The sequence below is a fragment of the Streptomyces sp. CB03234 genome, from assembly GCF_001905885.1.
Lineage (GTDB): Bacteria > Actinomycetota > Actinomycetes > Streptomycetales > Streptomycetaceae > Streptomyces.
On record NZ_LIYH01000005.1, the window covers coordinates 759,992 to 785,931 of the forward strand.

At 71.7% G+C, this 25,940-nt stretch carries 20 protein-coding genes; 16 read left to right on the plus strand and 4 right to left on the minus strand.

Going from position 1 to position 25,940, the window contains the following annotated elements:
• Positions 1-21: 21 nt before the first annotated feature.
• A complete protein-coding gene (locus AMK26_RS24895; protein WP_241838048.1) occupies positions 22-2,622 on the minus strand; it encodes a bifunctional SulP family inorganic anion transporter/carbonic anhydrase in 2,601 nt (866 codons plus the stop codon).
• Between the two features lie 402 nt (positions 2,623-3,024).
• On the opposite strand from AMK26_RS24895, the gene AMK26_RS24900 reads away from it, so the two are divergent.
• Positions 3,025-4,341, plus strand: a complete 1,317-nt coding sequence (locus AMK26_RS24900; RefSeq protein WP_073757113.1) for a hypothetical protein — start codon at positions 3,025-3,027, stop codon at positions 4,339-4,341.
• Here the strand turns inward: AMK26_RS24900 and AMK26_RS24905 are convergent.
• A complete protein-coding gene (locus AMK26_RS24905; RefSeq protein ID WP_073756916.1) occupies positions 4,329-5,315 on the minus strand; it encodes an ATP-binding protein in 987 nt (328 codons plus the stop codon). The two genes, AMK26_RS24900 and AMK26_RS24905, sit on opposite strands and share 13 nt — an antisense overlap.
• Before the next feature lie 113 nt (positions 5,316-5,428).
• Here AMK26_RS24905 and AMK26_RS24910 point away from each other — a divergent pair, with 113 nt between their 5' ends.
• Positions 5,429-6,337 carry an oxidoreductase gene (locus tag AMK26_RS24910; RefSeq protein ID WP_073756917.1) on the plus strand — a complete coding sequence of 303 codons (909 nt, stop codon included), beginning with the start codon at positions 5,429-5,431 and terminating at the stop codon, positions 6,335-6,337.
• A gap of 412 nt (positions 6,338-6,749) precedes the next feature.
• On the opposite strand, the gene AMK26_RS24915 is transcribed toward AMK26_RS24910, so the two are convergent.
• Positions 6,750-7,580, minus strand: coding sequence for an HAD family hydrolase (locus AMK26_RS24915; RefSeq protein ID WP_073756918.1), 831 nt, complete (start codon positions 7,578-7,580; stop codon positions 6,750-6,752).
• A gap of 704 nt (positions 7,581-8,284) precedes the next feature.
• On the opposite strand from AMK26_RS24915, the gene ssd reads away from it, so the two are divergent.
• The 7 genes from ssd (at position 8,285) to AMK26_RS38045 (ending at position 13,338) form a co-directional block, all read left to right on the plus strand.
• On the plus strand, positions 8,285-9,388 hold the full coding sequence (gene ssd, locus AMK26_RS24920; RefSeq protein WP_073756919.1) for a septum site-determining protein Ssd: 1,104 nt from the start codon (positions 8,285-8,287) through the stop codon (positions 9,386-9,388).
• Complete coding sequence (locus tag AMK26_RS24925; RefSeq protein WP_073756920.1) at positions 9,385-10,536, plus strand: TadA family conjugal transfer-associated ATPase; 1,152 nt, start codon at positions 9,385-9,387, stop codon at positions 10,534-10,536. The genes ssd and AMK26_RS24925 overlap by 4 nt, the downstream gene beginning before the upstream one ends.
• A gap of 11 nt (positions 10,537-10,547) precedes the next feature.
• Positions 10,548-11,378 (plus strand): type II secretion system F family protein, encoded by an 831-nt coding sequence (locus tag AMK26_RS24930; protein ID WP_198944159.1) that lies wholly within the window; start codon positions 10,548-10,550, stop codon positions 11,376-11,378.
• Positions 11,375-12,148: a type II secretion system F family protein gene (locus tag AMK26_RS24935; protein ID WP_073756921.1), complete on the plus strand. Its 774-nt coding sequence runs from the start codon at positions 11,375-11,377 to the stop codon at positions 12,146-12,148. The genes AMK26_RS24930 and AMK26_RS24935 overlap by 4 nt, the downstream gene beginning before the upstream one ends.
• A 38-nt stretch (positions 12,149-12,186) precedes the next feature.
• Positions 12,187-12,366 (plus strand): DUF4244 domain-containing protein, encoded by a 180-nt coding sequence (locus AMK26_RS24940; RefSeq protein WP_274536132.1) that lies wholly within the window; start codon positions 12,187-12,189, stop codon positions 12,364-12,366.
• Between the two features lie 82 nt (positions 12,367-12,448).
• Positions 12,449-12,778 carry a TadE family type IV pilus minor pilin gene (locus tag AMK26_RS24945; protein ID WP_073756922.1) on the plus strand — a complete coding sequence of 110 codons (330 nt, stop codon included), beginning with the start codon at positions 12,449-12,451 and terminating at the stop codon, positions 12,776-12,778.
• Positions 12,779-13,017: 239 nt separating this feature from the next.
• Positions 13,018-13,338, plus strand: coding sequence for an Rv3654c family TadE-like protein (locus AMK26_RS38045; protein ID WP_274536129.1), 321 nt, complete (start codon positions 13,018-13,020; stop codon positions 13,336-13,338).
• On the opposite strand, the gene AMK26_RS24955 is transcribed toward AMK26_RS38045, so the two are convergent.
• On the minus strand, positions 13,280-15,757 hold the full coding sequence (locus AMK26_RS24955; RefSeq protein ID WP_073756923.1) for a DEAD/DEAH box helicase: 2,478 nt from the start codon (positions 15,755-15,757) through the stop codon (positions 13,280-13,282). The two genes, AMK26_RS38045 and AMK26_RS24955, sit on opposite strands and share 59 nt — an antisense overlap.
• Before the next feature lie 79 nt (positions 15,758-15,836).
• Between AMK26_RS24955 and bldG the strand changes: the two genes are divergently transcribed.
• The 7 genes from bldG (at position 15,837) to topA (ending at position 25,796) form a co-directional block, all read left to right on the plus strand.
• Positions 15,837-16,178: an anti-sigma factor antagonist BldG gene (gene bldG, locus AMK26_RS24960; RefSeq protein WP_073756924.1), complete on the plus strand. Its 342-nt coding sequence runs from the start codon at positions 15,837-15,839 to the stop codon at positions 16,176-16,178.
• A gap of 381 nt (positions 16,179-16,559) precedes the next feature.
• Complete coding sequence (locus AMK26_RS24965; protein WP_073756925.1) at positions 16,560-17,018, plus strand: ATP-binding protein; 459 nt, start codon at positions 16,560-16,562, stop codon at positions 17,016-17,018.
• A gap of 237 nt (positions 17,019-17,255) precedes the next feature.
• Positions 17,256-19,646 carry a sodium-translocating pyrophosphatase gene (locus AMK26_RS24970; protein ID WP_073756926.1) on the plus strand — a complete coding sequence of 797 codons (2,391 nt, stop codon included), beginning with the start codon at positions 17,256-17,258 and terminating at the stop codon, positions 19,644-19,646.
• A 276-nt stretch (positions 19,647-19,922) separates the two neighbouring features.
• Complete coding sequence (locus AMK26_RS24975) at positions 19,923-20,546, plus strand: small secreted protein (protein WP_073756927.1); 624 nt, start codon at positions 19,923-19,925, stop codon at positions 20,544-20,546.
• Positions 20,547-20,640: 94 nt separating this feature from the next.
• On the plus strand, positions 20,641-22,170 hold the full coding sequence (locus AMK26_RS24980; RefSeq protein ID WP_073756928.1) for a DUF7059 domain-containing protein: 1,530 nt from the start codon (positions 20,641-20,643) through the stop codon (positions 22,168-22,170).
• A 339-nt stretch (positions 22,171-22,509) separates the two neighbouring features.
• Positions 22,510-22,707: a hypothetical protein gene (locus AMK26_RS24985; protein WP_073756929.1), complete on the plus strand. Its 198-nt coding sequence runs from the start codon at positions 22,510-22,512 to the stop codon at positions 22,705-22,707.
• Between the two features lie 263 nt (positions 22,708-22,970).
• On the plus strand, positions 22,971-25,796 hold the full coding sequence (gene topA / locus AMK26_RS24990; protein ID WP_073756930.1) for a type I DNA topoisomerase: 2,826 nt from the start codon (positions 22,971-22,973) through the stop codon (positions 25,794-25,796).
• The last annotated feature ends 144 nt before the right edge of the window (positions 25,797-25,940 follow it).

Here is a 25,940-nt window from a genome sequence, read left to right on the forward strand (position 1 = left end):
CTGGCAGGGCTGTCAGGGCTGTCAGGCCGGGGCCCCCTCCCTGGGTGACGGCCGGGAAGGTGGCCGGGCGGGTGCGGGGGAAGGAGGATGGGAAGAGGTGGGGTACGACGCGCGGCTCGGCTTCGGCTGGGGGGACGGGGCCACCCAGTGGAAGACGAGGCTCTCCCCGTCCTCCCGAGCGCCGCTCGTGCGCGTGTCGCGGCCGTTCCCGTTCCCATTCCCGCCCCCGATGCCGGGGTCGCGGCCGTTCCCGTTCCCGCTCCCGTTCTCGCTCCGGGTGACGGGTTCGGCGTCCGACAGGAGATACGCCTGCGCCTCACCCACGTGGAAATACATGCCGTGCAGCTCCAGCGTGCCCTCCGCGAGCCGCCGTGCGACGGCTTCGTGGGCCTTCAGGTGTTCCAGTTGCTGGACGACATTGGTGAGGCACAGCTGCTCGGCCGCATCGACCGGCAGTCTGCCCCCTTCGTCTCCGGACGGTCCTCCGGACAGCCGGGCCCAGGTGCGGTGCGTGTTCTTCATCCGCTCCAGGCTGGGCATCCCGTGTCGCAGCCAGCGTCGCAGTGACGTATCGGGGGCGTCCGGGTTGCTGTTCAGCAGGGTCTGCATCGCCCCGCAGTCCGAGTGCCCGCACACGGTGATGGACTGCACGCGCAGGACCTCCACCGCGTACTCGATCGCGGCCGCCACGGAGTCGTCCCCGCTCTCCGCGCCCGGCAGCGGCACCAGATTGCCGACGTTCCGCACGGTGAACAGGTCGCCGGGGCCGCTGGCCGTGATCATGCTGGTGACCAGCCGGGAGTCGGCGCACGTCAGGAAGAGCTGCGACGGTCGCTGGCCCTCCCGCGCGAGCCTGGCCAGCTCCTCGCGTACCAGCGGAGCCGTATTGCGCTGGAAGGAGCTGAGTCCACTGGCCAGCTGATGCCCCTTCACTTGCCGATCGGCCTCGGTGGCGTGGTGCTCGGCGGCGGGGTGTTCGCCGCAGTGATGGTTGCGCCACGGTGTCCACGGTCGGCAGCAGGCATGCGCGCCCGCGCCGGGCTCGGCGATCCGCACACCGGTGCGGCCGGTCATCTCGACCTGCCCGCCCCGGACCACATGGGACATCTGCCAGTCCTGCAAGGTTTCGTAGGCCGCGTGGTCCATGAAGGATCCGTCCAACTCGACGACGGCCTTCGCCCCCTGGGGGATCTGGTGCAGTGCCCTGCTCAGCCGGGGCACGGCGAGGAAGGTCAGCTGACCTCGAACCCGGATGTGTTCGACGTCCCCCTTGGTCTCCCTGGTGATCCGCGTCCTGGTCAGCCGGTGCATGGCGACACCGCTGGCCACGACGATGCCGAGCGCCACGCCCTCCAGGATCCCGATGAGGACGACCCCGGACACCGTCACGGCGTAGACCATCACCTCGCGATGGCGGGTGACGCTGCGGATGTGGGTGATGCTCACCATCTGGATGCCGATCACCATGACGAGCGCGGCCAGCGCGGGCAGCGGGATCAGATCCAGGACCGGTACGAGGACGAGAGCGGCCAGCACCACCCACAGGCCGTGCAGCATCGTGGAGTTACGGCTCACCGCGCCCGCCGACACATTGGCCACGCTGCGTACGGCGACGCCCGCGACCGGCAGCCCGCCGAGTGCTCCGGACACGATGTTCGCCGCTCCTTGCCCCGCCAGCTCCCGGTCGAGGTTGGAGCGCGGCACATGGGTCTCCGCGTCCTTGCGGGCGGCCACCAGCTTGTCGACGGCGACGGCCGACAGCAGTGACTGGACGCTGGTGACGAGCGTGATGGTCAGGACGCCGACGGCGATGCCGAGGACGGGTCCCTCGGGCAGCCCCGGCAGCGCGTGACTGCTCCAGGAGGGCAGGTCCACACGGGGTACGCCGATTCCGGCGACGACGGCCAGTATCGTCGCGGCGGCCACGGCGGTGAGCGCGGCCGGCACCTTCCGCAGCCCACGTCCGACCCGCCCGGGAAGCCGTGGCCACGCCAGCAGGACGACGACGGTCACCGCGCTCACGGACACGGCGGCCGTGTGGAGGTCGGCCAATTGGGCGGGCAGGCCCCGGACGTTGTCCACGGCGGAGCTCTGCGGCGTACCACCGAGGACGACGTGGAGCTGGGCGAGGGCGATGGTGACACCGATGCCGGCCACCATGCCGTGCACGATCGCCGGGGACACGACGAGGGCCGAGCGCGCCACCCGCATCGCGGACAGCGCGAGTTGGGCGAACCCGGCCAGGACGGTGATGGCGCACGTGGTGAGCCAGCCGTACTTCTGGATGAGCTCGGCGGTGACCAGCGTCAGCCCGGCGGCGGGCCCGCTGACCTGGAGCGGTGAGCCGCCGAACCGGCCGGCGACGATGCCGCCGACGGCGGCGGCCACCAGGCCGGCCTGGAGCGGCGCGCCGGTGGCGAGCGCGATGCCGAGGGAGAGCGGCAACGCGATGAGGAACACGACGATGGAGGCCGACACGTCGGCGCCCGCGACCCGGAACCGGCGACGGCCCCCGGGTGGTGGCGGGCTGTGCGGCCGCTTGAACCGGGGGCTCCCGGCAGTGCGGAACGTACGGCCGGTGCGGTCGGTCTTGTCGGTGCGGGCCGGGATACAGGCAGTCATGGTTCCCGTCTCCTCCGGGGCGGCGCGGTCGCGGTACGTGCGGGTGGAACGAACGTGGGGCGCGGCCGTGGGTCACGGCGTGCAGCGGCGGGAGTGTGCCAACTCTCTGTAAACAGATCGTAATGCAGAGTAAAGACTCCGGCATTATTTTCGATGCAAAAGGGGCAATGTTTCACCCTATCCAGTGATTAGTCGTCCTAGTACGGCTTGTCGTATCTTCATACCCCCTTCTGTGGTGCGACGTTGACGGCGCTCGCGCTCGCACTCGCACCAGAGAACTCCGTGGACCACGAGAAGGGTGGGCGGAACATGGCCGCCACGAAGAAGACCGCCACGCACGGAATCCCCGCCCGGAAGAGCCCCGCCCGGAAGAGCCCCGCGCGCGGGGCCACCCGGCGGGGGATGGCCGCGCACAGGGCTGTCACGTGCAGGTTCCCCGTCGCCACGGTGGCGCTCGCGGCCGGGGCGGCGGTGGCGCTGGTGGCCGGGCTCGCCGGATGTGCCGGTTCCGACGAGGCCACCAAGGGCGCGGCCGGCCCCAAGCCCGGCGCGGCGCCCAAGAGCATGGTCCGCCTCATCGGCGACGGCTCGACCGCCTACACCGGCGCCCAGCCCGGTCTGCACAAGCCGCAGCGCCTCAAGCCCGGCCAGAAGCCGCCCCAGTTCGTGGTCTTCTCCTGGGACGGCGCGGGCGAGGACAGCCAGAAGCTCTTCTCCCACTTCCGTGAGGTGGGCAGGAAGTACGGCGCGACGATGACGTACTTCCTCAGCGGCGTCTATCTGCTGCCGGAGGAGAAGGCGACGCTGTACGACCCGCCCGGCCACGCCCCGGGCCGCTCCGACATCGGCTTCAACGACACCGGGGGCATCCGTGACACCGTGCGCGAACTGCGTGGCGCCTGGCAGGAGGGCAACGAGATCGGCACCCACTTCAACGGCCACTTCTGCGGCCCGGAGAGCGGTGTCGGAACCTGGTCGGTCGAGGACTGGAAGAGCGAGATCTCCCAGGCCAAATCCTTCGTCAAGAACTGGAAGACGAACTCCGGCCTGACGTCGGAGAAGCCGCTGCCGTTCGACTACGACACGGAACTCATCGGCGCCCGGACGCCCTGCCTGGAGGGCAGGGAGAACTTCCTCCGCGCCGCGAGCGAACTCGGCTGGCGCTACGACACCAGCGGTATCAACAACCAGGTGTGGCCCGGGAAGGACCGGGGCCTGTGGGATCTCTCGCTCCAGATGATCCCCATCCCCGGGCGGTCCTTCGAGACGCTGTCCATGGACTACAACTTCATGGTCAACCAGTCCGGGACGGCCAAGGGCGCGCCGTCCATGCACCAGTACTGGGGTGACCAGTTCCGCGACGGGATGCTGCAGGCCTTCGACCGCGCCTACAACGGCAACCGCGCCCCGCTGATCATCGGCAACCACTTCGAGTCCTGGAACGGCGGCACGTACATGCGCGCCATCGAGGAGACGATCGCGGAGGTCTGCGTCCGCAGTGAGGTGCGGTGCGTGTCGTTCCGGCAGCTCGCCGACTGGCTGGATGCCCAGGAGCCCGCCGTGCTGGCCAAGCTGCGGACCCTGAAGGTCGGCGAGGCTCCGAAGGACGGCTGGACGGCTTTCCTCGCCGCCCGGCCGACCGCCGCCGCCTCGCCCGCCACTTCGCCCACTGCCCCGTCCGCCGCCCCGTCCGCGGCCACCCGCCGTCAGGCGGGCTGAACGGCGTCGAGTCCCTCACCGAGTACGAAGCCGGGGTCGACCTGCGCGGCCAGGTCGGCGCCCGTCTTCGCGTTGCCCCAGCTCTCCGCGTTCTTCAGGTGGAAGTGCACCATCTGGCGCGTGTAGCGCTCCCAGTCGCGGAACCGGTACGAGTCTTCCGCGGCGTTCTGCAAGGACTGCAGCGCCATCCGGTTGTCGGCCTCCAGCAACTCGAAGCGCGCCGGGCGGCCCTTTTCCATCGAGCGCACCCAGTCCGAGTGGCCGACCGTGACGAGCAGGTCGTCCCCGATCTCCTCGCGGAGGAAGTCGACGTCCTCCATGCCCTGCACCTTGTTGCCGACGACCCTGAGCGTGACGCCGAAGTCGCGTGCGTACTCCTTGTACTGGCGGTAGACGGAGACGCCCTTGCGGGTCGGCTCGGCCACCAGGAACGTCATGTCGAAACGCGTGAACATCCCGGACGCGAACGAGTCGGAGCCGGCCGTCATGTCGACGACGACGTACTCGTCGGCACCGTCGACCAGGTGGTTCAGGCACAGCTCGACCGCCCCGACCTTGGAGTGGTAGCAGGCCACGCCGAGGTCGGACTCGGTGAACGGTCCGGTCGCCATCAGCCTGATCTCGCCGTCGTCCAGCAGTACGGGGCGGGCGCACGCCTCGTAGATCGGGTTGCTCTCGCGGATGCGCAGCAGGCGGGACCCCTCACCCGGCGGAGTCGTCTTGATCATCGTCTCGGGGGAGGGGATCCGCGGGTTGGTGCCGCGCAGATACTCCTTGATCAGCGGCAGGTGAGCGCCCATCGCCGGCAGCGCGGCCGCTTCGGCCTCGTCGAGGCCGAGCGCGGCCCCGAGGTGCTGGTTGATGTCGGCGTCCACGGCGAGGACGGGGGCCTCATTGGCGACCAGGTGGCGGATGAAGAGCGAGGACAGCGTGGTCTTTCCGCTGCCGCCCTTCCCTACGAAAGCGATCTTCATGTTCAGATAGCGTAGCGGTGTGTAGTGGGTTGCTTGCGGGAAGTCGCCAGGATGTATGAGGAACGCCACTCCAAGGTGGGGGCCGGAGGGCCGGGAGCGTAGCCTCCCTACTTATGAGTACGAATCCCGCTGACCCCCTGGTCGCGCTGGTCGCGCTGCCCGGCGTGCCCGATGCCGTGGACTCCGTTCGCAAGGCCGTCGACCGGGTCTACGGGCACCGCGTGATGCGGCGCCGGAGCAATGAGGTGACCTCGGAGGCGGCGCTGCGCGGTGCCCGCGCCTCGGCGGCCCTGTCGGGTGCGGACTGGGCGCTGGAGGAGGTGCGCCGGCGTACCGACTTCAGCGGTGACGAGGAGGCGCGCACGGTCGGCGCCGCGCTGCGTCTGGGCGCTGAGGCCGGGCAGCTCCTGTCGATCTGGCGCCAGTCGCCGATGCGGGTGCTGGCCCGGCTCCACCTGGTCGCGGCGGGCGATCCGGGCAGGCCGGCGGCCGGTGCTGTGGCCGATCCGGCGAGCCCGGCGAGCCCGGCGGCAGATTCGGCTGCCGGCTTGGTGGCCGGCTCGGTGGCCGACTCGGTGGGGCGGCCGCGGCAGGACGGTGAGCCGGTCGACGAACCGCTGATCGACGCGCCGCTGCCGGATGCCACCGAGGTCGCCGGCCGGCTGGAGGGGCTGTCGGACCTGATCGTCGCGGGCAGCTCCGCCCCGGCGCTGGTGACGGCCGCGGTGGTGCACGGCGAGCTGCTGGCGCTGCGGCCCTTCACCTCGTACAGCGGACTGGTGGCCCGGGCGGCCGAGCGCATCGTGCTGATCGGCAGCGGGCTGGACCCCAAGGCGATCTGCCCGGCCGAGGTGGGCCACGCCGAACAGGGGCGCGCCGCGTACGTCGCGGCGTTCGAGGGTTATCTGTCCGGTACGCCGGAGGGCATGGCGGCGTGGATCGCGCACTGCGGGCGCGCGGTGGAACTCGGCGTCCGGGAGTCGACCGCGGTGTGCGAGGCGCTGCAGCGCGGCGCGGCGTAAACGGGTTCGAACAGGGTTGCGGCGGTACCGCAGAACGGTACCGCCGCTGGCACGTCCGCAGAGTTACCATGCGTCCTCGATATGTGCCCATCAGGCGGGGACTTTGCCCTACGCCTGGTGCGGCTGGCCCGTAATCGACGGGTCGACGTCGCGTGGGTGCTCAGCTTCCGTGCTGTTCGGTCCGTGGGGCCTTCTTGCTCAACAGGTAATCCTTTCGGATGTCCTCGGTCTCGCGGGCCGTTAAGTCCTTTGTACTACCGACCGGGGGGATACGAAAGCCCTGGCTCCACTTTTTACTTTTGGGACCGTATGCCCGTTACGTGGCCCTGTCGATGCTCCGCTTCCTCCTTACGCGCACCTTATGCGCGGTACTCAGTGATTCAGGTGTCAATGTTCGGATGAGCGGGTGCCCTCAGGCCGACTGCCGACGCCTGCTGGCGTACCAGACGAGCCCGGCCGTGGCTGCCGCCGCACCCACGGCCGCTGCCGCGACGAGTGCGGGGCGCGGTGGCATCCGGAAAGCGGGCAGGCGCTGCTTCAGCCGTACGGGGCGGTTGAAGACGAGAACCGGCCAGTCCCGGGCGGCCGCCTCGCGGCGCAGCGCACGGTCCGGATTGACCACGTACGGGTGTCCCACGGCCTCCAGCATCGGAAGATCGGTGGCCGAATCGCTGTAGGCGTAGCAGCGCGACAGGTCGTACCCCTCCGTTTCGGCCAGTTCGCGGATCGCTTCCGCCTTGGTGGGTCCGTAGGCGTAGTACTCCACCTCCCCCGTGAAGCAGCCGTCGTCGCCGACGACCATTCGCGTCGCCACGACCCGGTCGGCCCCGAGGAGCTCGCCGATGGGTTCCACCACCTCGGCACCGGAGGTGGAGACGATCACGACGTCCCGGCCGGCGGCGTGGTGCTCCTCGATGAGGGACGCCGCCTCGTCGTAGATGATCGGATCGATCAGGTCGTGCAGGGTTTCGGCGACCAGCTCTCTGACCTGCTGGACGTTCCAGCCTTTGCAGAGCGCGGAGAGGTACTCGCGCATCCGCTCCATCTGCTCGTGATCGGCGCCGCCGGCCAGGAAGACGAACTGGATGTAGGCAGTCCGCAGTACGGCGCGGCGGTTGATCAGGCCGCCTTGGTAGAAGGACTTGCTGAAGGTCAACGTCGATGACTTCGCAATGACCGTCTTGTCCAGGTCGAAGAAGGCTGCTGTGCGCGGCAAGGAGTGGTTTTCCACGAGCCCGAGCATAGGTGCCCGCCATTCGGCGTACGCTGGGGCGTGTGGGTTTGCCTGAGAAGGCTCTCGGGTACACCATGGAAGTCACGGATCGTTCGCGACCGTGCTAACCCGGTCCGGCTCCTCCCCCCCCGAGTCGGCCGGAGAGACGACCCCCGCTCTCCCCCCCGGCGGGGGTCGTCGCATGTCCGGACGCGTTTTCGCCCGTTCCCGGCAGCTTGAAACGATCATTTGATTCCTCCGTCCCTCGCTGCGGCGGCCTGTCCGCCATGCGCTCGTCTCGTCACTCAGAGTAGCCGATGTGCTGCTCTGTGGAAGTCGCTGGTTTGGGTTACGGGGATATTCACAACCGGCGAGTTGTCCACAGTTTTTGAGCAAGATCCACTTCTTTTCCGGAAGTCGTGCACCGTGATTGCGGCCGCGAAGTCCGCGGATGGCAGGAATCGCAGATCTCTCGTCCCGCGAGGGCGGGGCGGAGACCACGCGGAGTCCGCGCACCGGGCCACGTGAAGAGGAAGCGAAGGGCGCGGGCGTACGGGACCGAATTGACGCGCGCAGATCGCCCGCGGCTCACCGCACGGACGGCCGCGCCGATCACGCCGGCGCCGCGTCGATTTCGCGTCGATTCCGCGCCGGTGTCGCGCCGGTGTCGCGTCGGATTCACGCGCCCGTCGCGCGCAGCACAGGGAGAAGACAGGGAAGAGGGGGCGGAGATCATGGCCGGATCCATCACATCCGAGCGCGCGCCGACCGTCGAGGGGCGGCGCGCGGGACCGCTGATCGTGACCGAGGACGCCGAGCTGCTCGACGACCTGCTGCGGCTGTGCGCCGCGGCGGGCGCGCAGCCGGAGGTGTACCACTCGGTGCCCGAGCGCAGCGGGAGCTGGGAGGCCGCGCCGCTGGTCCTGGTGGGCGACGACGCGGCCGACCGGTGCCGGGGTGCGGTACGCAGGCGGGGCGTGCTGCTCGTCGGGCGGGACCAGGACGATCCCGGCGTATGGCGGCGGGCGGTGGAGATCGGCGCGGACTGTGTGCTGCGGCTGCCCGACGCCGAGAGCTGGCTCGTCGACCGGATCGCCGATGTGGTCGAGGGCGTGGGGAGGCAGGCGCTGACCGTCGGGGTGATCGGCGGGCGCGGTGGTGCCGGGGCGTCGACGCTGGCCTGTGCGCTGGCCGTCACGGCGGCGCGCGAGGGCCGGCGGACGATGCTCGTGGACGGCGATCCGCTGGGCGGCGGGCTCGACGTCCTGCTGGGCGGCGAGCAGGCGGAGGGGCTGCGGTGGCCGGACCTCGCCGTCTCCAAAGGCAGGGTCGCCAGTGGGGCGTTGGAGGAGTCACTGCCTTCCCTGCGGGGGCTTCGTGTCCTCAGCTGGGACCGGGGTGACGCCGTGGCCATCCGGCCGGAGGCGATGCGGTCGGTGCTGGCGGCGGCGCGCAGGCGCGGCGGCGTGGTGGTCGTGGATCTGCCGCGCCGGGTGGACGAGGCCACCGCGGAGGCGTTGGCGCAACTGGACGTGGGGCTGCTCGTCGTGCCCGCCGAACTGCGGGCCGTCGCCGGCGCCAAGCGGGTGGCGTCCATGGTCGGCATGGTGCTGCGGGACCTGCGGGTGGTGGTGCGCGGGCCGTACGCGGCAGGGGTCGACGACCAGTGGATCGCGGACGTGCTGGGCCTGCCGCTCGCGGGAGAAGTACCGGTGGAGCACGGCCTGTTGGCCGCTCTGGACGTGGGTGCGCCGCCGGGTGACAGCGCGCGGGGGCCGCTGGGGCGGTTCTGCGCGGCGTTCTGGGAGCGGGCGCTGGCCGGGGAGAGTGCGTCGTGACGGCGGGCCTGCTGGAGGCCGTTCGGCAGCGGCTCGTGGAGAGCGGCACGGATCCGACTCCGGCCGGTGTGGCGGCGGCCCTGCGGGCGCAGGGCCGGTTGCTGGGCGATTCGGAAGTGCTGGGCGCCGCCGAGGAGTTGCGGTGCGAACTGGTGGGGACCGGCCCCCTGGAGCCGTTGCTCGCCGACCCGGCGGTGACGGACGTACTGGTGTCGGCGCCGGACCGGGTGTGGGTGGACCGGGGCGCGGGACTGGAGTTGTCGGGCGTCGTGTTCCCGGACGCGGCGGCGGTGCGCAGACTGGCGCAGCGGCTGGCGGCGGTGGCGGGACGGCGGCTGGACGACGCCCGGCCGTGGGTGGACGCGCGGCTGCCGGACGGGACACGGATGCACGCGGTGCTGCCGCCGGTGGCGGTCGGTTCGACCTGCCTGTCGCTGCGGGTGGTGCGGCCGCGGGCTTTCTCGCTCGCGGAGTTGACGGCCGCGGGGACGGTGCCGCCGTGCGGGGACCACGTGCTTCGGGCGCTGGTCGAGGCCCGGGTTTCGTACCTGGTCAGCGGCGGCACGGGATCGGGGAAGACGACGCTGCTGTCCACGCTGCTGGGGCTGGTGGGTGCGCGTGAGCGGATCGTCCTGGCCGAGGACTCGGCCGAGTTGCGGCCCGATCACCCCCATGTGGTCCGGCTGGAGGCCCGGCCACCGAACCAGGAGGGCGCGGGCCTGGTGACGCTGCGGGACCTGGTGCGCCAGGCCCTGCGGATGCGGCCCGACCGACTGGTGGTGGGCGAGGTGCGGGGCTCCGAGGTGACGGATTTGCTGGCCGCCTTGAACACGGGGCACGAGGGCGGCTGCGGCACCGTGCACGCCAACACCGCCGCCGATGTGCCTGCCCGCCTGGAGGCGCTCGGCACGGCCGCGGGGCTCGACCGGGCGGCGCTGCACAGCCAGGTGGCGGCCGCCCTGTCGGTGGTGGTCCATCTGGCGCGGGACCGGGACGGGCAGCGCCGGATCGCCGAGGTCCATGTGCTGGAACGGGACGTACGCGGGCTGGTGGTCACGGTTCCCGCACTGCGGTGGGGCGCCGAGGGGTTCCGGTACGAGCAGGGCTGGGAGCGGCTGCGGTCGCTGATCGGGGGTGCGCGGTGGTGACGGGACAGCCGATGTACGCGGCGGTGTGCGCGGGCGCGGCGGCCTGGCTGGTGCTGGACCGGCAGCAGGGGCTGCGACGGGCACGGCTGCTGTTCGCGGGCGCCGGTGAGGTGGCGAACCCGGCCCTGTGGTCCTGGCGGCGGTGGGCGCCGGTGGTGCGGGTACGGCGGGAGTGGCTGTGCCTGGTGGTGGCGGTGGCCCTGGCGGTGCTGGGCGAGTCGGTGCTGCCGCTGGTCGCGGGGGCGTGTGCCGTGCCGCTGGTGGGGCGCCGCCTCCGGGCCAGGGAGCGCGCCCGGAGGCGGGAGGAGCGGGCGGACGCGGTGATCGCGCTGTGCGGTGCGGTCGCCGGTGAGTTGCGCGCCGGGTGGCAGCCCGGGCAGGCGTTGCTCTGGGCGGCGCGTACCACCGGGGCGCTGGGGGCCGAGGAGGCGGCGGTCCTGGCGGCGGCGCGGTTCGGGGGCGACGTGCCGGAGGCTCTGCGGCGGGCGGCGCGGGAGGACGGCGCGGACGGCTTGGCCGGCCTGGCGGCCTGCTGGCAGGTGGCGGTGGACGGTGGGGCCGGTCTCGCGGCGGGCCTGGACCGGCTGGACGCGGCGCTGCGGGAGCGACGGGACCAGCGGGAGCGGCTGAGGGCCCAGCTGGCGGGCGCCTGGGCGACGGTGGGATTGCTGGCGCTGCTGCCGGTGGTGGGCCTGGCGATGGGGTGGGCGCTCGGCGCCGACCCATTGCGGGTGCTGCTGCACACCCCTGCGGGCCTTGGCTGTCTGGCGGTGGGCGGGCTTCTGGAGGCCCTGGGCCTGTGGTGGGCCGGTCGGGTCGTACGGGCCGGGGAGGAGCCGTGAGCGGCCCGTTCTTGCACAGCCTGGGGCTGACGGTGGCCTTGTCGGCCGGCGCGATCTGGCTGACCTGGACGGTGGTGGCCCGGCGGCGGGAGTGCCGGGTACGCCGGCGGATCGCCGCCCTGCTGGGGGCGGAGCACGCGCGGCGCCGGGTCTGGAGGCCGGAGTACGGGGCGTGGGTGCGGCGCTGGGCGGCGCCTGCGGGGGCCGCGCTGAGCGGGTACGTGGTGGTCGGCGGGATCACCGGGTGTGCGGTGGGTGCCGCTGCCGCGTATGGCGTACGACGGTGGCAGCGGCGCCCGCGCCCGGGCGGGGACGGGCACGGTGACGGTGACGGTGGGGCGGCGCACGGGCTGCCCTTGGCGGCGGACCTGCTGGCCGCGTGCCTGTCGGCCGGGGCGGGGCCGCGCGAGGCGGCGGAGGCCGTCGGGGAGTCGCTGGGCGGTCCGGTCGGCGACCGGCTGGCGAGAGCGGCGGCCGAACTGCGGCTGGGTGGCGAACCGGCCGAGGTGTGGGGGCGGTTCGGTGAGATACCGGGCGCCCGGCCGCTGGCGCGCTGTCTGGAGCGGGCGAGTGCCTCGGGTGCTCCCTCGGCCGAGGCGGTGTCCCGGCTGGCCGCCGGGCTGCGAGCGGAACAGGCGCGACGGGCCACGGCCCGCGCGCAGCGGGCGCAGGTACTGATCACCGCCCCGGTGGGGCTCTGCTTCCTGCCCGCGTTCCTCGCGGTCGGAGTGGCACCGGTGGTCATCGGGCTGGCGAGCGAACTGTTGTGACGGATCGGCATCTCATGGGGGTTGGTATGTGGAACCGGATGGTGAGGGCCCTGACGGCGAAGGTGCGTCGGGATGCGGGGATGACCACGGCCGAGTACGCGATGGGGACGCTGGCGGCGTGTGCCTTCGCAGCCGTGCTCTACAAGATCGTCACGAGTGACGTCGTGTCGGGCGGGCTGGAGTCGCTGATCGGGAGGGCGCTCGATGCCCAGTTCTGAGACCAGTTCTGAGACCAGTTCTGAGACCGGTTCTGAGACCGGTTCCGGGCCCGGTTCTTCGGCCTGCATTGATCGCGGATCAGTGACCGCCGAGGCGGCGACGGTCCTGCCGGCGCTGGTGCTGTTCACGATGGCGCTCGTGTGGGCGCTGATGGCGGCCGCCGCGCAGATCCAGTGCGTCGACGCGGCGCGGGCCGGGGCGCGGGCGGTGGCACGTTCCGAGCCGCGTGAGGACGCGGTGGCGGCCGCCCGGTCGGCAGCCCCGGGAGGCGCCCGGGTGGCGGTGGAACGGGCCGGGGAGCTGTGGCGCGTGCGGGTGGAGGCACCGGCCCCCGGGCCCGGCCCCCTGCGACTGACCCTCCACGCGGAGGCGGCCGCACTCGCCGAGGACACCGTGGGGGTGACGCCGTGAGGTCCTCGAACCGGACCTCGCGCCCCGGCTCGAGCCCCGGCCCGCGCAGGGCCCCGGTCCCCGCCATGGCCCCGCTGAGGGTCCCGCGGCGGGCCTTCGGGTCGGCCCGGTGGCCGGGACCCCTCTCGGCCGGCTCGGCCCCTGGCTCGGCCCGGCGGCCGGGGGCGGGTGCGGCTGCGCTGTCGGCTCATGGGGCGGGGCGCTGTGCGGATCGCGGGGCCGCGACGGTGTGGGCGGCGATGGCGGGGACCGTGATGTGCGTGGTGTTCGCGGCGGTCCTCGCCCTGGGGCAGGCGGTGGCCGCCCGGCACCAGGCCGGAGGCGCCGCCGACCTGGCGGCGCTGGCCGCGGCGGACCGGGCGCTGTGGGGTGCGGCCGACGCGTGCGGGACGGCGGCCAGGGTGGCGCGGGCCCAGGGCGCGGAGGTGGTGCGGTGCACCCTGCGCGGCGAGATCGTGGATGTGACGGCACGGGCCCGGTTCGGGCCGTACGCGCCCGTGGTCAGGGCGCGGGCGGGCCCTCCTGGGGCGCTTCCGGGGCTCCCCGCAGCAGTTCCGTGAGGAGGCGCACGGCGCCCCGCTTGTGGAGCGGGTCGTTGCCGTTGCCGCACTTGGGGGACTGGATGCAGGAGGGGCAGCCCGCCTCGCATTCGCAGGACGCGATGGCGTCACGGGTCGCGGTGAGCCACTCGCGGGCGGTGTGGAAGGCGCGCTCCGCGAAGCCTGCGCCGCCCGGGTGGCCGTCGTACACGAAGACCGTCGGGAGCAGCGTGTCGGGGTGGAGCGGGACGGACACGCCCCCGATGTCCCAGCGGTCGCAGGTGGCGAAGAGCGGCAACAGGCCGATGGACGCGTGCTCGGCGGCGTGCAGGGCGCCGCCCAGTTGCTCCGGGTTCACCCGGGCGGCGTCCAACTGGTCCTCGGTGACGGTCCACCACACGGCGCGGGTGCGCAGGGTGCGTGGCGGGAGGTCGAGTTTGGTCTCGCCGAGCACCTCGCCGGTGATCAGGCGGCGGCGGAGGAAGGAGACGACCTGGTTGGTGACCTCGACGGAGCCATAGCACAGGCGCCCGTCACCCCAGGAAATCTGCGTGTCGGTCTCCAGGACGGAGATGGCGGTGGTGTCGCGGGCGGTGGTGGAGTACGGGGGGTTGGCCTCCTCGACAAGGGCGACCGAGTCCTTCAGGTCCAGCTGCTTGACCAGATACGTGCGGCCCATGTGGAGGTGGACGGCGCCCTCGTGGACGGCGGCGTGGGCGGCCGGTTCGTCGACCGTGCCGAGCAGCCGGCCCGTTCCGGCCTCGACGATCTGGACGGGGCTGCCACCCCCGCCACGAATGTCGGTGAGGTCGGCGGCACGTTCACGGCGGGTCCAGTACCAGCCGGACGCGCGCCGCCGCAGCAGGCCGGCCGACTCCAGCTGGGGCAGCAGGTCCGGGGCGGCAGGGCCGAAGAGGTCCAGGTCGGCGTCGGTGAGCGGGTGTTCCGCCGCCGCCGCGCACAGGTGGGGGGCGAGGACATACGGGTTGTCCGGGTCCAGGACGGTCGACTCGACGGGCTGGCGGAACAGCGCGTCGGGGTGGTGGACGAGGAAGGTGTCCAGCGGGTCGTCGCGGGCCACGAGCACCGCGAGCGCCCCCTGCCCGGAGCGTCCGGCACGGCCCGCCTGCTGCCACAGCGAGGCCCGGGTGCCGGGGTAGCCGGCGATCACCACGGCGTCCAGCCCCGACACGTCGATGCCCAGCTCCAGGGCGGTCGTCGCGGCCAGCCCGAGGAGCTCGCCCGAGTGCAGGGCCCGCTCCAGGGCGCGGCGCTCCTCGGGCAGGTAACCGCCCCGGTAGGCGGCGACCCGCTTGGGCAGCGAGCGGTCGACCTCCGCGAGGCGTTCCTTGGCGATGACCGAGATCAGCTCGGCCCCGCGCCGCGAGCGTACGAAGGCGACCGTGCGGACGCCCTGGATGGTCAGGTCCGTCAGGAGGTCGGCGGTCTCGGCCGTCGCGGTGCGGCGCACCGGGGCGCCCTGTTCACCCTGGAGTTCGGTGAGCGGCGGCTCCCACAGTGCGAAGACCAGCTCCCCGCGCGGCGAGGCGTCGTCGGTGACCTCGCGCACGGGCAGACCGGTCAGCCGCCCGGCGGCGAGGGCCGGCTGGGCGGCGGTCGCGGAGGCGAGGAGGAAGACGGGGGAGGAGCCGTAGCGGGCGCAGACGCGGCGCAGTCGGCGCAGCACCTGGGCGACGTGGGAGCCGAAGACCCCGCGGTAGGTATGGCACTCGTCGATGACCACATAGCGCAGGGCGCGCAGGAAGGAGGACCAGCGCGGGTGGGAGGGGAGTATGCCCCGGTGCAGCATGTCGGGGTTGGTCAGGACGTAATTGGCGTACTGGCGGACCCATTCCCGCTCCTCGACGGGCGTGTCGCCGTCGTACACGGCGGGCCGGATCCGGTTGCCCAGGGGGGCGGCGAGCGCCTTCACCGAGCGCCGCTGGTCGGCGGCGAGGGCCTTGGTGGGGGCGAGGTACAGGGCGGTGGTGCCCCGGCCGTTGGGCGCCTCGGAGCCGTCCAGCAGGGTGGACAGGACGGGTGCCAGATAGGCGAGGGACTTGCCGGACGCGGTCCCGGTGGCGATGACGACCGACTCGCCGTCCAGAGCGTGCTCGGCGGCGGCCGCCTGGTGGGCCCAGGGGTGCTCGATGCCCGCCGTATGGATGGCGTTGATCACTTCTGGCCGGATGCGATCGGGCCAGACTGCATGCCGACCCGCTCTTGGGGGCAGGTGCTCCGTATGAGTGATGCGCGTAGCCCGGTTCGCCCCTGCGGCGAGCCGGTCGAGGACCGTACCGGGGGAGGGGCGGGTGTCCCCGCTCTCGGGAGGTCGACTGGGGCGCTGATTCATGGCCATCGGCACCGAGTGTGTCACCGGCGTGACGGACAATGCTCCCAAGGCGTCGTGCATGGCTGCTGGTAAGTGATTGAATGCCATCGCGGCTGGCGATCCGTCCCCTGGCTCCGTCCGGAGAATCCGAGGGGCGACCGCTCGATAGCAAGGTGCTGGAGGATCCGTGGACCTGTCCCTGTCGACTCGCACTGTTGGTGACCGTACGGTCGTCGAGGTCGGTGGCGAGATTGATGTGTATACCGCGCCCAAGCTGCGCGAGCAGTTGGTCGAGTTGGTGAATGACGGCAGCTACCACCTGGTCGTCGACATGGAGGGCGTGGACTTCCTCGACTCGACCGGCCTCGGCGTGCTGGTGGGCGGCCTGAAGCGCGTGCGCGCGCATGAGGGTTCGCTGCGCCTGGTCTGCAACCAGGAGCGCATTCTCAAGATCTTCCGGATCACTGGTCTGACCAAGGTGTTCCCGATCCACACCACGGTCGACGAGGCCGTCGCGGCCACCGACTGAGTCGGCTCGCCGCGCAGCGCCGCGTCTCACCGGCAGCTCCTGGACGGGTCCCTTCTGTTCCGGTCGGCCCCGTCCGAGGGTCGTCGGACGGGGCCGGGCCTGGGCGGGTCCTGGTCGGGACTCGACCGGGACCGGCCGGCCGACCCCGGCCCGGCCCGGCCGGGGTCGGCCGGCGGCCGGTCGGCAGTCGACCCGGAGTGGGCGCGGCAGCCGGTCGGGCCGGACGGTACGACCGGTGTTCCGGCCGTCCCTTCCAGCCATTTCTTCCGGTCGACCCGACCGGAGGACTGGCCGGTGGATTCGAGGAGGAAGCAAGAGCAGAGTGCCGGGCGTCCAGCCCGGTCCTCTGAGAGGCACGCTCGCACGTCCGAGGGGGACCGTATGGCCACCGTTGAACTCCGCTTCAGCGCCCAGCCCGAGCACGTCAGGACCGCCCGTCTGGTGGCGGCCGCCGTGGCGCGCCGGGCCGGGGTCGACGAAGCCGTGCTGGACGAGGTCAGGCTCGCCGTCGGTGAGGCGTGCTCCCGCGCGGTCGGGCTGCACCGCAGCAACAACGTGACCTCCCCGGTCCGGGTCGTGCTCACCGAGGAGGAGAAGGCGTTCTCCATCGAGGTCGGTGACGAGGTCCCGGGCGCGGGTGTCGCGGCCGCCGACGCCGCCGGGGTGCCGGGCAGCCGCAGCGCCGCGCCGACGGAGGGGTTCGACGACGCCGAGGGCGAGGACGAGATGGGCCTCGCGGTCATCACCGGACTCGTCGACGACGTCGAGGTGTCGGCGGGTGAGGCGGGCGGCGTCATCCGGATGACCTGGCCGACGAATCCCGCAGCCGTGCATCCCTGATCACCGCGCCGGCGAAATGAAAGGCCCTGCTGAGCAGGGCCTTTTTGTATTTCCTAGATCGCCCCGCCGGTCGTCAATGGTTTAAAGTCGTTACTGCTTTCGAGTGGATTCCTCGCATCGCGCATTTGCCGACTGGCAAGCGAAGGTCAATTCTGTTCTACGGCGCTCTGTTTTGATCAGGTTCTGCTCCCTACAATCCGTCCACGTCTTGAGCTCTTCTGACGTCAAGGAGGACGAATGGCGGGGCTCTTCACCACACACGTGTCCGACCATCCCACTTCTCTCGCGGCCGCGGTCCTCACCGATGACAACCGGATCATCGTGGTCGTCATCGCGGCCGTGGCCCTGGCCGCCCTGATCGTCGCCCAGCTGCTCGTCCGCCAGGTACTGGCGGCCGGTGAGGGCACCGCCGCCATGAAGAAGATCGCGGCGGCCGTCCAGGAAGGCGCGAACGCCTATCTGGCCCGTCAGCTGCGCACCCTCGGCATCTTCGCGGTCGTCGTGTTCTTCCTGCTCATGCTGCTGCCCGCGGACGACTGGTCGCAGCGCGCCGGACGATCACTGTTCTTCCTGGTGGGCGCCCTTTTCTCGGCGGCCACCGGATACATCGGCATGCGTCTTGCCGTACGGGCCAATGTGCGCGTGGCGGCGGCCGCGCGTGAGGCGACGCCCGCACCCGGAGAACCGCAAAAGGACCTGACGACCGTCTCGCACAAAGCGATGAAGATCGCTTTCCGTACGGGTGGCGTGGTCGGCATGTTCACGGTGGGCCTCGGCCTGCTCGGTGCCTCCTGCGTGGTCCTCGTCTACGCTGCCGACGCGCCCAAGGTGCTGGAAGGTTTCGGCTTGGGCGCCGCGCTCATCGCGATGTTCATGCGGGTCGGCGGCGGCATCTTCACCAAGGCCGCCGACGTCGGCGCCGACCTCGTCGGCAAGGTCGAGCAGGGCATCCCCGAGGACGACCCGCGCAACGCCGCCACCATCGCCGACAACGTCGGGGACAACGTCGGCGACTGCGCGGGCATGGCCGCCGACCTCTTCGAGTCGTACGCCGTGACACTGGTCGCCGCGCTGATCCTCGGCAAGGCGGCGTTCGGAGACCTCGGTCTCGCCTTCCCCCTGATCGTGCCGGCGATCGGCGTGGTCACCGCGATGATCGGTATCTTCGCGGTCGCCCCGCGGCGCGCCGACCGCAGTGGGATGACCGCGATCAACCGCGGGTTCTTCATCTCCGCCGTGATCTCGCTCGCCCTGGTGGCCGTCGCGGTGTTCGTCTACCTCCCCTCCTCGTACGCCTCCCTCGAAGGCGTCACCGAGGCCGCCATCACCGCGCACGGCGGCGATCCGCGCGTCCTCGCGCTGGTGGCGGTCGCCATCGGCATCGTGCTGGCCGCGCTCATCCAGCAGCTGACCGGATACTTCACCGAGACCAGCCGCCGCCCGGTCAGGGACATCGGAAAGTCGTCCAGGACGGGCCCCGCGACCGTCATCCTCGCGGGCATCTCCATCGGCCTGGAGTCCGCCGTGTACACCGCGCTGCTGATCGGCCTCTCGGTGTACGGGGCGTTCCTCCTCGGCGGTACGTCGATCACGCTCGCGCTGTTCGCCGTGGCCCTGGCGGGCACCGGCCTGCTCACCACGGTCGGCGTCATCGTCGCCATGGACACCTTCGGCCCCGTCTCCGACAACGCCCAGGGCATCGCCGAGATGTCCGGCGACGTCCAGGGCGCGGGCGCGCAGGTCCTCACCGACCTCGACGCCGTCGGCAACACCACCAAGGCCATCACCAAGGGCATCGCCATCGCCACGGCCGTACTGGCGGCGGCCGCGCTCTTCGGCTCGTACCGCGACGCGATCGCCACCGCCGTACGCGAGGTGGGGGCCAAGGCGACCGAGATGAACCTGACCATGGACATCTCCCAGCCCAACAACCTCGTCGGGCTGATCTTCGGTGCCGCGGTCGTCTTCCTCTTCTCCGGGCTGGCGATCAACGCGGTTTCGCGGTCGGCCGGAGCGGTGGTCTACGAGGTGCGCCGGCAGTTCCGCGAGCACCCCGGGATCATGGACTACAGCGAGAAACCGGAGTACGGGCGCGTCGTCGACATCTGCACCAAGGACGCCCTGCGCGAACTGGCCACGCCCGGTCTGCTCGCCGTCATGGCGCCCATCGCCGTCGGCTTCACCTTCGGGGTGGGCGCCCTCGGGTCGTTCCTCGCGGGTGCCATCGGCGCCGGCACCCTGATGGCCGTCTACCTCGCCAACTCCGGAGGCGCCTGGGACAACGCGAAGAAGCTCGTCGAGGACGGCCACCACGGCGGCAAGGGCAGCGAGGCGCACGCCGCGACCGTCATCGGCGACACGGTCGGCGACCCCTTCAAGGACACGGCCGGCCCGGCCATCAACCCGCTGCTGAAGGTGATGAACCTGGTCGCGCTGCTGATCGCGCCCGCGGTCGTCCAGTTCAGCTACGGCGACGACGCCAGCGCGGGCGTACGGGCGGTGGTGGCGACGCTCGCGATCGTGATCATCATCGGCGCCGTGTACGTGTCCAAGCGCCGTACGGTCGCCATGGGTGACGAGGACAACAGCACCGCCGGGCGGGTCACCAGCAAGGCGGCGACCTTGTAGCGCCTGGGGGTGACACCCGGTCAGCGGGCGGGCGGCCGGAACGTGGTGACGTTCCGTCCGCCCGTGACCGCGTCCGGCTCGCGGGCGGCTTTTGTCCGGCTCGGGTCCGGCTCGTGTTCGGCTCGCGGGCGGTGAGTCGGCGGTGAGCCTTCTCTCTCCCGTTTCTCTCTTGGTGCAAATGGTTGTAAAAGCGTACGAAACGGTCGCGCGGCGTGCGAATGTCGCCCACTTGGCGTGTATGTTCCGGGGCCGAGAGCCTTGGAAGGGACCAAACCGGTGAACAAGAAGCTTGCGGCCGCACTGTCCGGCGGTGCGGTACTGGTGCTCGCACTGTCGGGCTGCAGTGACGACGACGGCGGCGACAACAAGGTGGACGCCTGGGCCAAGAAGGTGTGCGACCAGGCGCAGCCGCAGATCCAGAAGCGGGCCAACGCCCAGCAGGCCATCATCTCGACGGCGGCGGACGGCAAGCCCGCCGACATCCAGGCCGCCGACTCGAAGGCCTTCCAGGACATCGCCGACGCCGACAAGGCACTCGCCAAGGCCGTGCAGGACGCCGGCGTACCGCCCGTCGAGAACGGCGAGAAGCTCCAGCAGGACGCGGTCAAGGAGCTCAACGCCACGGCCACGGCGTACGAGGGCCTCAAGAAGCAGGTCGACGCGCTCGACCCGAAGAACCAGCAGAAGTTCGCCGACGGGCTGCAGGGCGTCGCCAACGGGCTGAAGAAGATCGAGAAGATGGACCAGGACGCGCTGAACAAACTGCAGTCCGGCCAGCTCGGCCAGGCGATGGCCAAGCAGCCCGGCTGCCGCAGGGCCGAGGCGACGGTCTCGCCGACCGTGCCGCCGGCCAAGCCGGGCCCGGCCGCGTCCGCTTCGGCGAGCAGGGCCGCCCAGTAGCCGCCGGGCCCCCGATGACGACTGCGGCCCGGTTCCCCCCGTTCGGGGGCCGGGCCGCGCGTCCATTGTCAGTGGCGGCGGTCACAATGGGCAGGTGAGTACGACCAGTCCTACCGCCAGCCTTCCGGTGCCCGACCGCGCCGGCCGCCTCCGCGACGCCCTGCTCGCCGCCGACTTCACCGCCGACGGCCTGCTCGAGCTGCTCGGCGCGTCCGCCTACGCCGCGCTCGCCCGCAGCGAGACGGTCCCCGCCCTGCGCGCCACCCGCGCGGACGGCCCGCTCGCCACGCTCGTCCGCCTTTTCCTCCTCCAGCGGCCCGTGCCCTATGAACGGGCGTCCGCCGTGCTGCCGCTGGACGAGGCGCTCGCCGACGGATGGGTGGTGGAGGACGACGACGGCGGCGGCGGCCAGGTCCGCGCCACGGTGGACGTCCGGCCGTACGGCGGACCGGAGGGCCAGGACTGGTTCATCGTCTCCGACCTGGGCTGCGCCGTTGGCGGTGCGGCAGGGGCGAGCGGCCGCGGCGAGGGCGTCGTCCTCGGCGTGGGCGGCGCGTCCACCACGCTCGCCGGGATCACGGTCCGTACGCCCGTCGCCTCCGCCCTGGACCTCGGCACCGGCTCCGGCATCCAGGCGCTGCACGCCGCGCAGCACGCCACGCGCGTGACGGCGACGGACCTGAACCCGCGGGCCCTGGAGTTCGCCCGGCTCACCCTGGCGCTCTCCGGGGCGCCGGAGGCCGACCTGCGCACCGGTTCGCTGTTCGAGCCGGTGGCCTCGGAGACGTACGACCTGATCGTGTCGAACCCGCCGTTCGTGATCTCTCCCGGTGCCCGGCTGACCTACCGGGACGGCGGGATGGGCGGGGACGATCTGTGCAGGTCGCTCGTTCAGCAGGCGGGGGAGCGGCTGAACGAAGGGGGGTTCGCCCACTTCCTGGCCAACTGGCAGCACGTGGAGGGTGAGGACTGGCAGGAGCGCCTGCGCTCCTGGGTGCCGCGCGGCTGCGACGCCTGGATCGTGCAGCGTGAGGTGCAGGACGTGACGCAGTACGCCGAGTTGTGGCTGCGGGACGCCGGGGACCACCTCCTGTCGGACCGGGAGGAGTACGCGGCGCGGTACGAGGCGTGGCTGGACGAGTTCGAGGCCCGCAAGACCCGGGCGGTCGGCTTCGGCTGGATCACGCTCCGCAAGTCCGGTGCGGAGGAGCCGTCCGTCGTCATCGAGGAGTGGCCGCATCCGGTCGAACAGCCGCTCGGCGAGACGGTACGGGCGCACTTCGCGCGCCAGGACTACCTGCGCACGCGCGACGACGCCGCGCTGCTCGCGGACCACTTCGTGCTCGCCCCGGAGGTGATGCAGGAGCAGGTCGGCCTGCCGGGCGCGGAGGACCCGGAGCATGTGGTGCTCCGGCAGAACCGCGGCATGCGCCGCGCCACCAAGGTGGACGCCGTGGGCGCGGGCTTCGCGGGCGTGTGCGACGGGACGCTCAGCGCGGGACGGATCCTGGACGCCATCGCCCAGTTGATGGGCGAGGACCCGGTGCTCCTGCGGGACCGTACGCCGCAGGCGATCCGGCTGCTGGTGGAGGAGGGGTTCCTGGAACCGGCGACGAGGGTGTGAGGGGAGGCGGCCACGCGGGCCACGGGCCGCGGCCCGCCCGGCCCGGGGAGCCAGGCCGGGCGCGGTTGGGCCGCGGCGGGCACGGGGGGCTTCGGTGGGGTGATCGTGGCGGCGGGTGGCCCGGCACGGGTGCGGTGACGGTGTCGCGAATGTGCGGGGGGGGGCGTCGGGGGAGTCGTGGCGTGGTCCTGACATGGAGACACGGAGACCGGCGCCGCGTGGGTGAACCCGCGGCGCGTCCCCCGTGCCGTTCACCCACAATTCGCGCCCACGACGCCCGGAGGTGTCAGCCTCGCCCTCGGGGCAACCCAGGGGATCACCGAGGAACGGGGTACGGGCATGGAGAGCGGACCGGCCATCTTCGCGGGAGCGGCGTTCACGCTGTTCGGAGCGGGACTGCTGGTGTGGACCGGGACACGTGTGCTGCACCGGGCGCCGGTCGCGCACGGCGTGAGTCCGGTGGCGGCGATCACGTTCGCGACCTCGCTCGGAGCGGCTTTCGTGATCCTCGGGGTGTGGTGTTTCGGCCGCGTCTGACAGCGCGGCGGAATGGGGGGCTCCGGGTTCTGAGGGGAGTCCGGGCGGCAGGAATGCCCGGACTCGGGTTACCGTTCGAGTGGCCGTTGCGGTCTTTTGCCGTTTGACACGGGGGCGGGTTGTACCGTCACACTCCGCAGCGACAGCAGCGTCAAGAGCACAGCGTCACGGAGTAACAGCAGTGCGCAGTGCGCAAGGAGTGCACGCGGTGAGACCACACCGCGGCACCCGCCACCGAGCGTCGACCGGAGAGAAGAGCGAAGTTGTCCCCGACCAGCGAGACCGCACGAGGCGGCCGCCGACTCGTCATCGTCGAGTCGCCTGCCAAGGCGAAGACGATCAAGGGCTACCTCGGCCCCGGCTACGTCGTCGAGGCGAGCGTCGGGCACATCCGCGACCTCCCCAACGGCGCCGCCGAGGTGCCCGAGAAGTACACCGGCGAGGTACGTCGTCTCGGGGTGGACGTCGAGAACGACTTCCAGCCCATCTACGTCGTCAACGCCGACAAGAAGGCCCAGGTCAGGAAGCTCAAGGAGCAGCTGGCAGAGTCGGACGAACTCTTCCTCGCGACCGATGAGGACCGCGAGGGCGAGGCCATCGCCTGGCACCTGCTGGAGGTCCTCAAGCCCAAGGTCCCGGTCCACCGGATGGTCTTCCACGAGATCACCAAGGACGCGATCCAGGCCGCCGTCGCCAACCCGCGCGAGCTGAACAAGCGCATGGTCGACGCCCAGGAGACCCGCCGGATCCTCGACCGCCTCTACGGCTACGAGGTCTCCCCGGTCCTGTGGAAGAAGGTCATGCCCCGGCTGTCCGCCGGCCGTGTGCAGTCGGTGGCCACCCGTCTCGTCGTCGAGCGGGAGCGCGAGCGCATCGCGTTCCGCTCCGCCGAGTACTGGGACCTGACCGGCACGTTCGCCACCGGCCGCACCGGTGACACCTCGGACCCGTCGAACCTCGTGGCCCGCCTGGCCGCGGTCGACGGCCGCCGTGTCGCGCAGGGCCGGGACTTCGGTCCCGACGGGCAGCTGAAGGCGTCCTCCGGCCAGGTGCTGCAACTGGACGAGGCCAACGCCCGCGCCCTGGCCGCCGCGCTCGCCGAGACGTCGTTCAGCGTCCGCTCCGTCGAGTCGAAGCCGTACCGCCGCTCGCCGTACGCCCCCTTCCGCACCACCACCCTCCAGCAGGAGGCCAGCCGCAAGCTCGGCTTCGGTGCCAAGGCGACGATGCAGATCGCGCAGAAGCTGTACGAGAACGGCTTCATCACCTACATGCGTACGGACTCGACCGTCCTGTCCGACACCGCCGTCGCGGCGGCCCGGGCCCAGGTCACGCAGCTCTACGGGGCGAACTACCTGCCGGACAAGCCGCGGGTGTACGCCGGCAAGGTCAAGAACGCGCAGGAGGCGCACGAGGCGATCCGCCCCTCGGGTGATCGTTTCCGCACGCCCGCCGAGACCGGCCTGACCGGTGACCAGTTCAAGCTGTACGAACTGATCTGGAAGCGGACCGTCGCCTCCCAGATGAAGGACGCCGTCGGAAACTCCGTCACCGTCAAGATCGGCGGCCGGGCGAGCGACGGCCGGGACGCCGAGTTCTCCGCGTCCGGCAAGACCATCACCTTCCACGGCTTCATGAAGGCGTACGTCGAAGGCGCCGACGACCCGAACGCCGAGCTCGACGACCGCGAGCGCCGCCTGCCGCAGGTCGCCGAGGGCGACGCGCTGACCGCCGAGGAGATCACGGCGGACGGCCACGCCACCAAGCCGCCGGCCCGCTACACCGAGGCCTCGCTGGTCAAGGAGCTGGAAGAGCGCGAGATCGGCCGCCCGTCGACGTACGCGTCGATCATCGGCACGATCCTGGACCGCGGCTACGTCTTCAAGAAGGGCACGGCCCTCGTCCCGTCGTTCCTGTCCTTCGCCGTCGTCAACCTGCTGGAGAAGCACTTCGGCCGGCTCGTCGACTACGACTTCACGGCGAAGATGGAGGACGACCTCGACCGCATCGCGCGCGGCGAGGCGCAGGCCGTGCCGTGGCTGAAGCGCTTCTACTTCGGCGAGGGCGACGCCGCCGGTGCCGCGTCCGAAGCGGGCAACGGCGACGGCGACCACCTCGGCGGCCTGAAGGAGCTGGTCACCGACCTGGGCGCGATCGACGCCCGGGAGATCTCCTCTTTCCCCGTCGGCAACGGCATCGTGCTGCGCGTCGGCCGCTACGGCCCGTACATCGAGCGCGGCGAGAAGGACAGCGAGGGCCACCAGCGCGCCGACGTGCCGGAGGACCTGGCGCCCGACGAGCTGTCGGTCGAGCTCGCGGAGGAGCTGCTGGCCGCGCCGAGCGGTGACTTCGAGCTGGGTACGGACCCGGCGACCGGGCACCAGATCGTCGCCAAGGCCGGCCGCTACGGCCCGTACGTCACCGAGATCCTGCCCGAGGGCACCCCGAAGACCGGCAAGAACGCGGTGAAGCCGCGCACGGCCTCCCTCTTCAAGTCGATGTCCCTCGACACGGTGACCCTGGAGGACGCGCTGCGCCTGATGTCGCTGCCGCGCGTCGTGGGCACCGACGCCGAGGGCGTCGAGATCACGGCGCAGAACGGCCGCTACGGCCCGTACCTGAAGAAGGGCACGGACTCGCGGTCGCTGGAGAACGAGGAGCAGCTCTTCACCATCACGCTGGAGGAGGCACTGGCGATCTACGCCCAGCCGAAGCAGCGTGGCCGCGCGGCCGCCAAGCCCCCGCTGAAGGAGCTGGGCACCGACCCGGTGAGCGAGCGCCCGGTGGTCGTGAAGGACGGCCGCTTCGGCCCGTACGTGACGGACGGCGAGACCAACGCCACGCTGCGGACCGGCGACAGCGTGGAGACGATCACGCCGGAGCGCGGGTACGAGCTGCTGGCGGAGAAGCGGGCGAAGGCGCCGGCGAAGAAGACCGCGAAGAAGGCGGCGGCCAAGAAGGCGCCGGCGAAGAAGACGGCCGCGAAGAAGACGACGACGGCGAAGAAGACCGCCGCCAAGAAGACGACGACGGCCAAGAAGACGACGGCCAAGAAGGCCACGGCGTCCAAGGCCTCGTCGGACGACTGACCGGAGGCCCCCACCCGGGGGCCCGGCTCCCGCTCCCGCCCCCGCCGCACGGTGCGCGCGAGGGCGAGGGCGTCGGCCCGGTCCGGAGGGCTGACGGTCCGGGGCCCGTGTCCTGTGCGGCCGCTACGACGGTCAGTCGTTTGT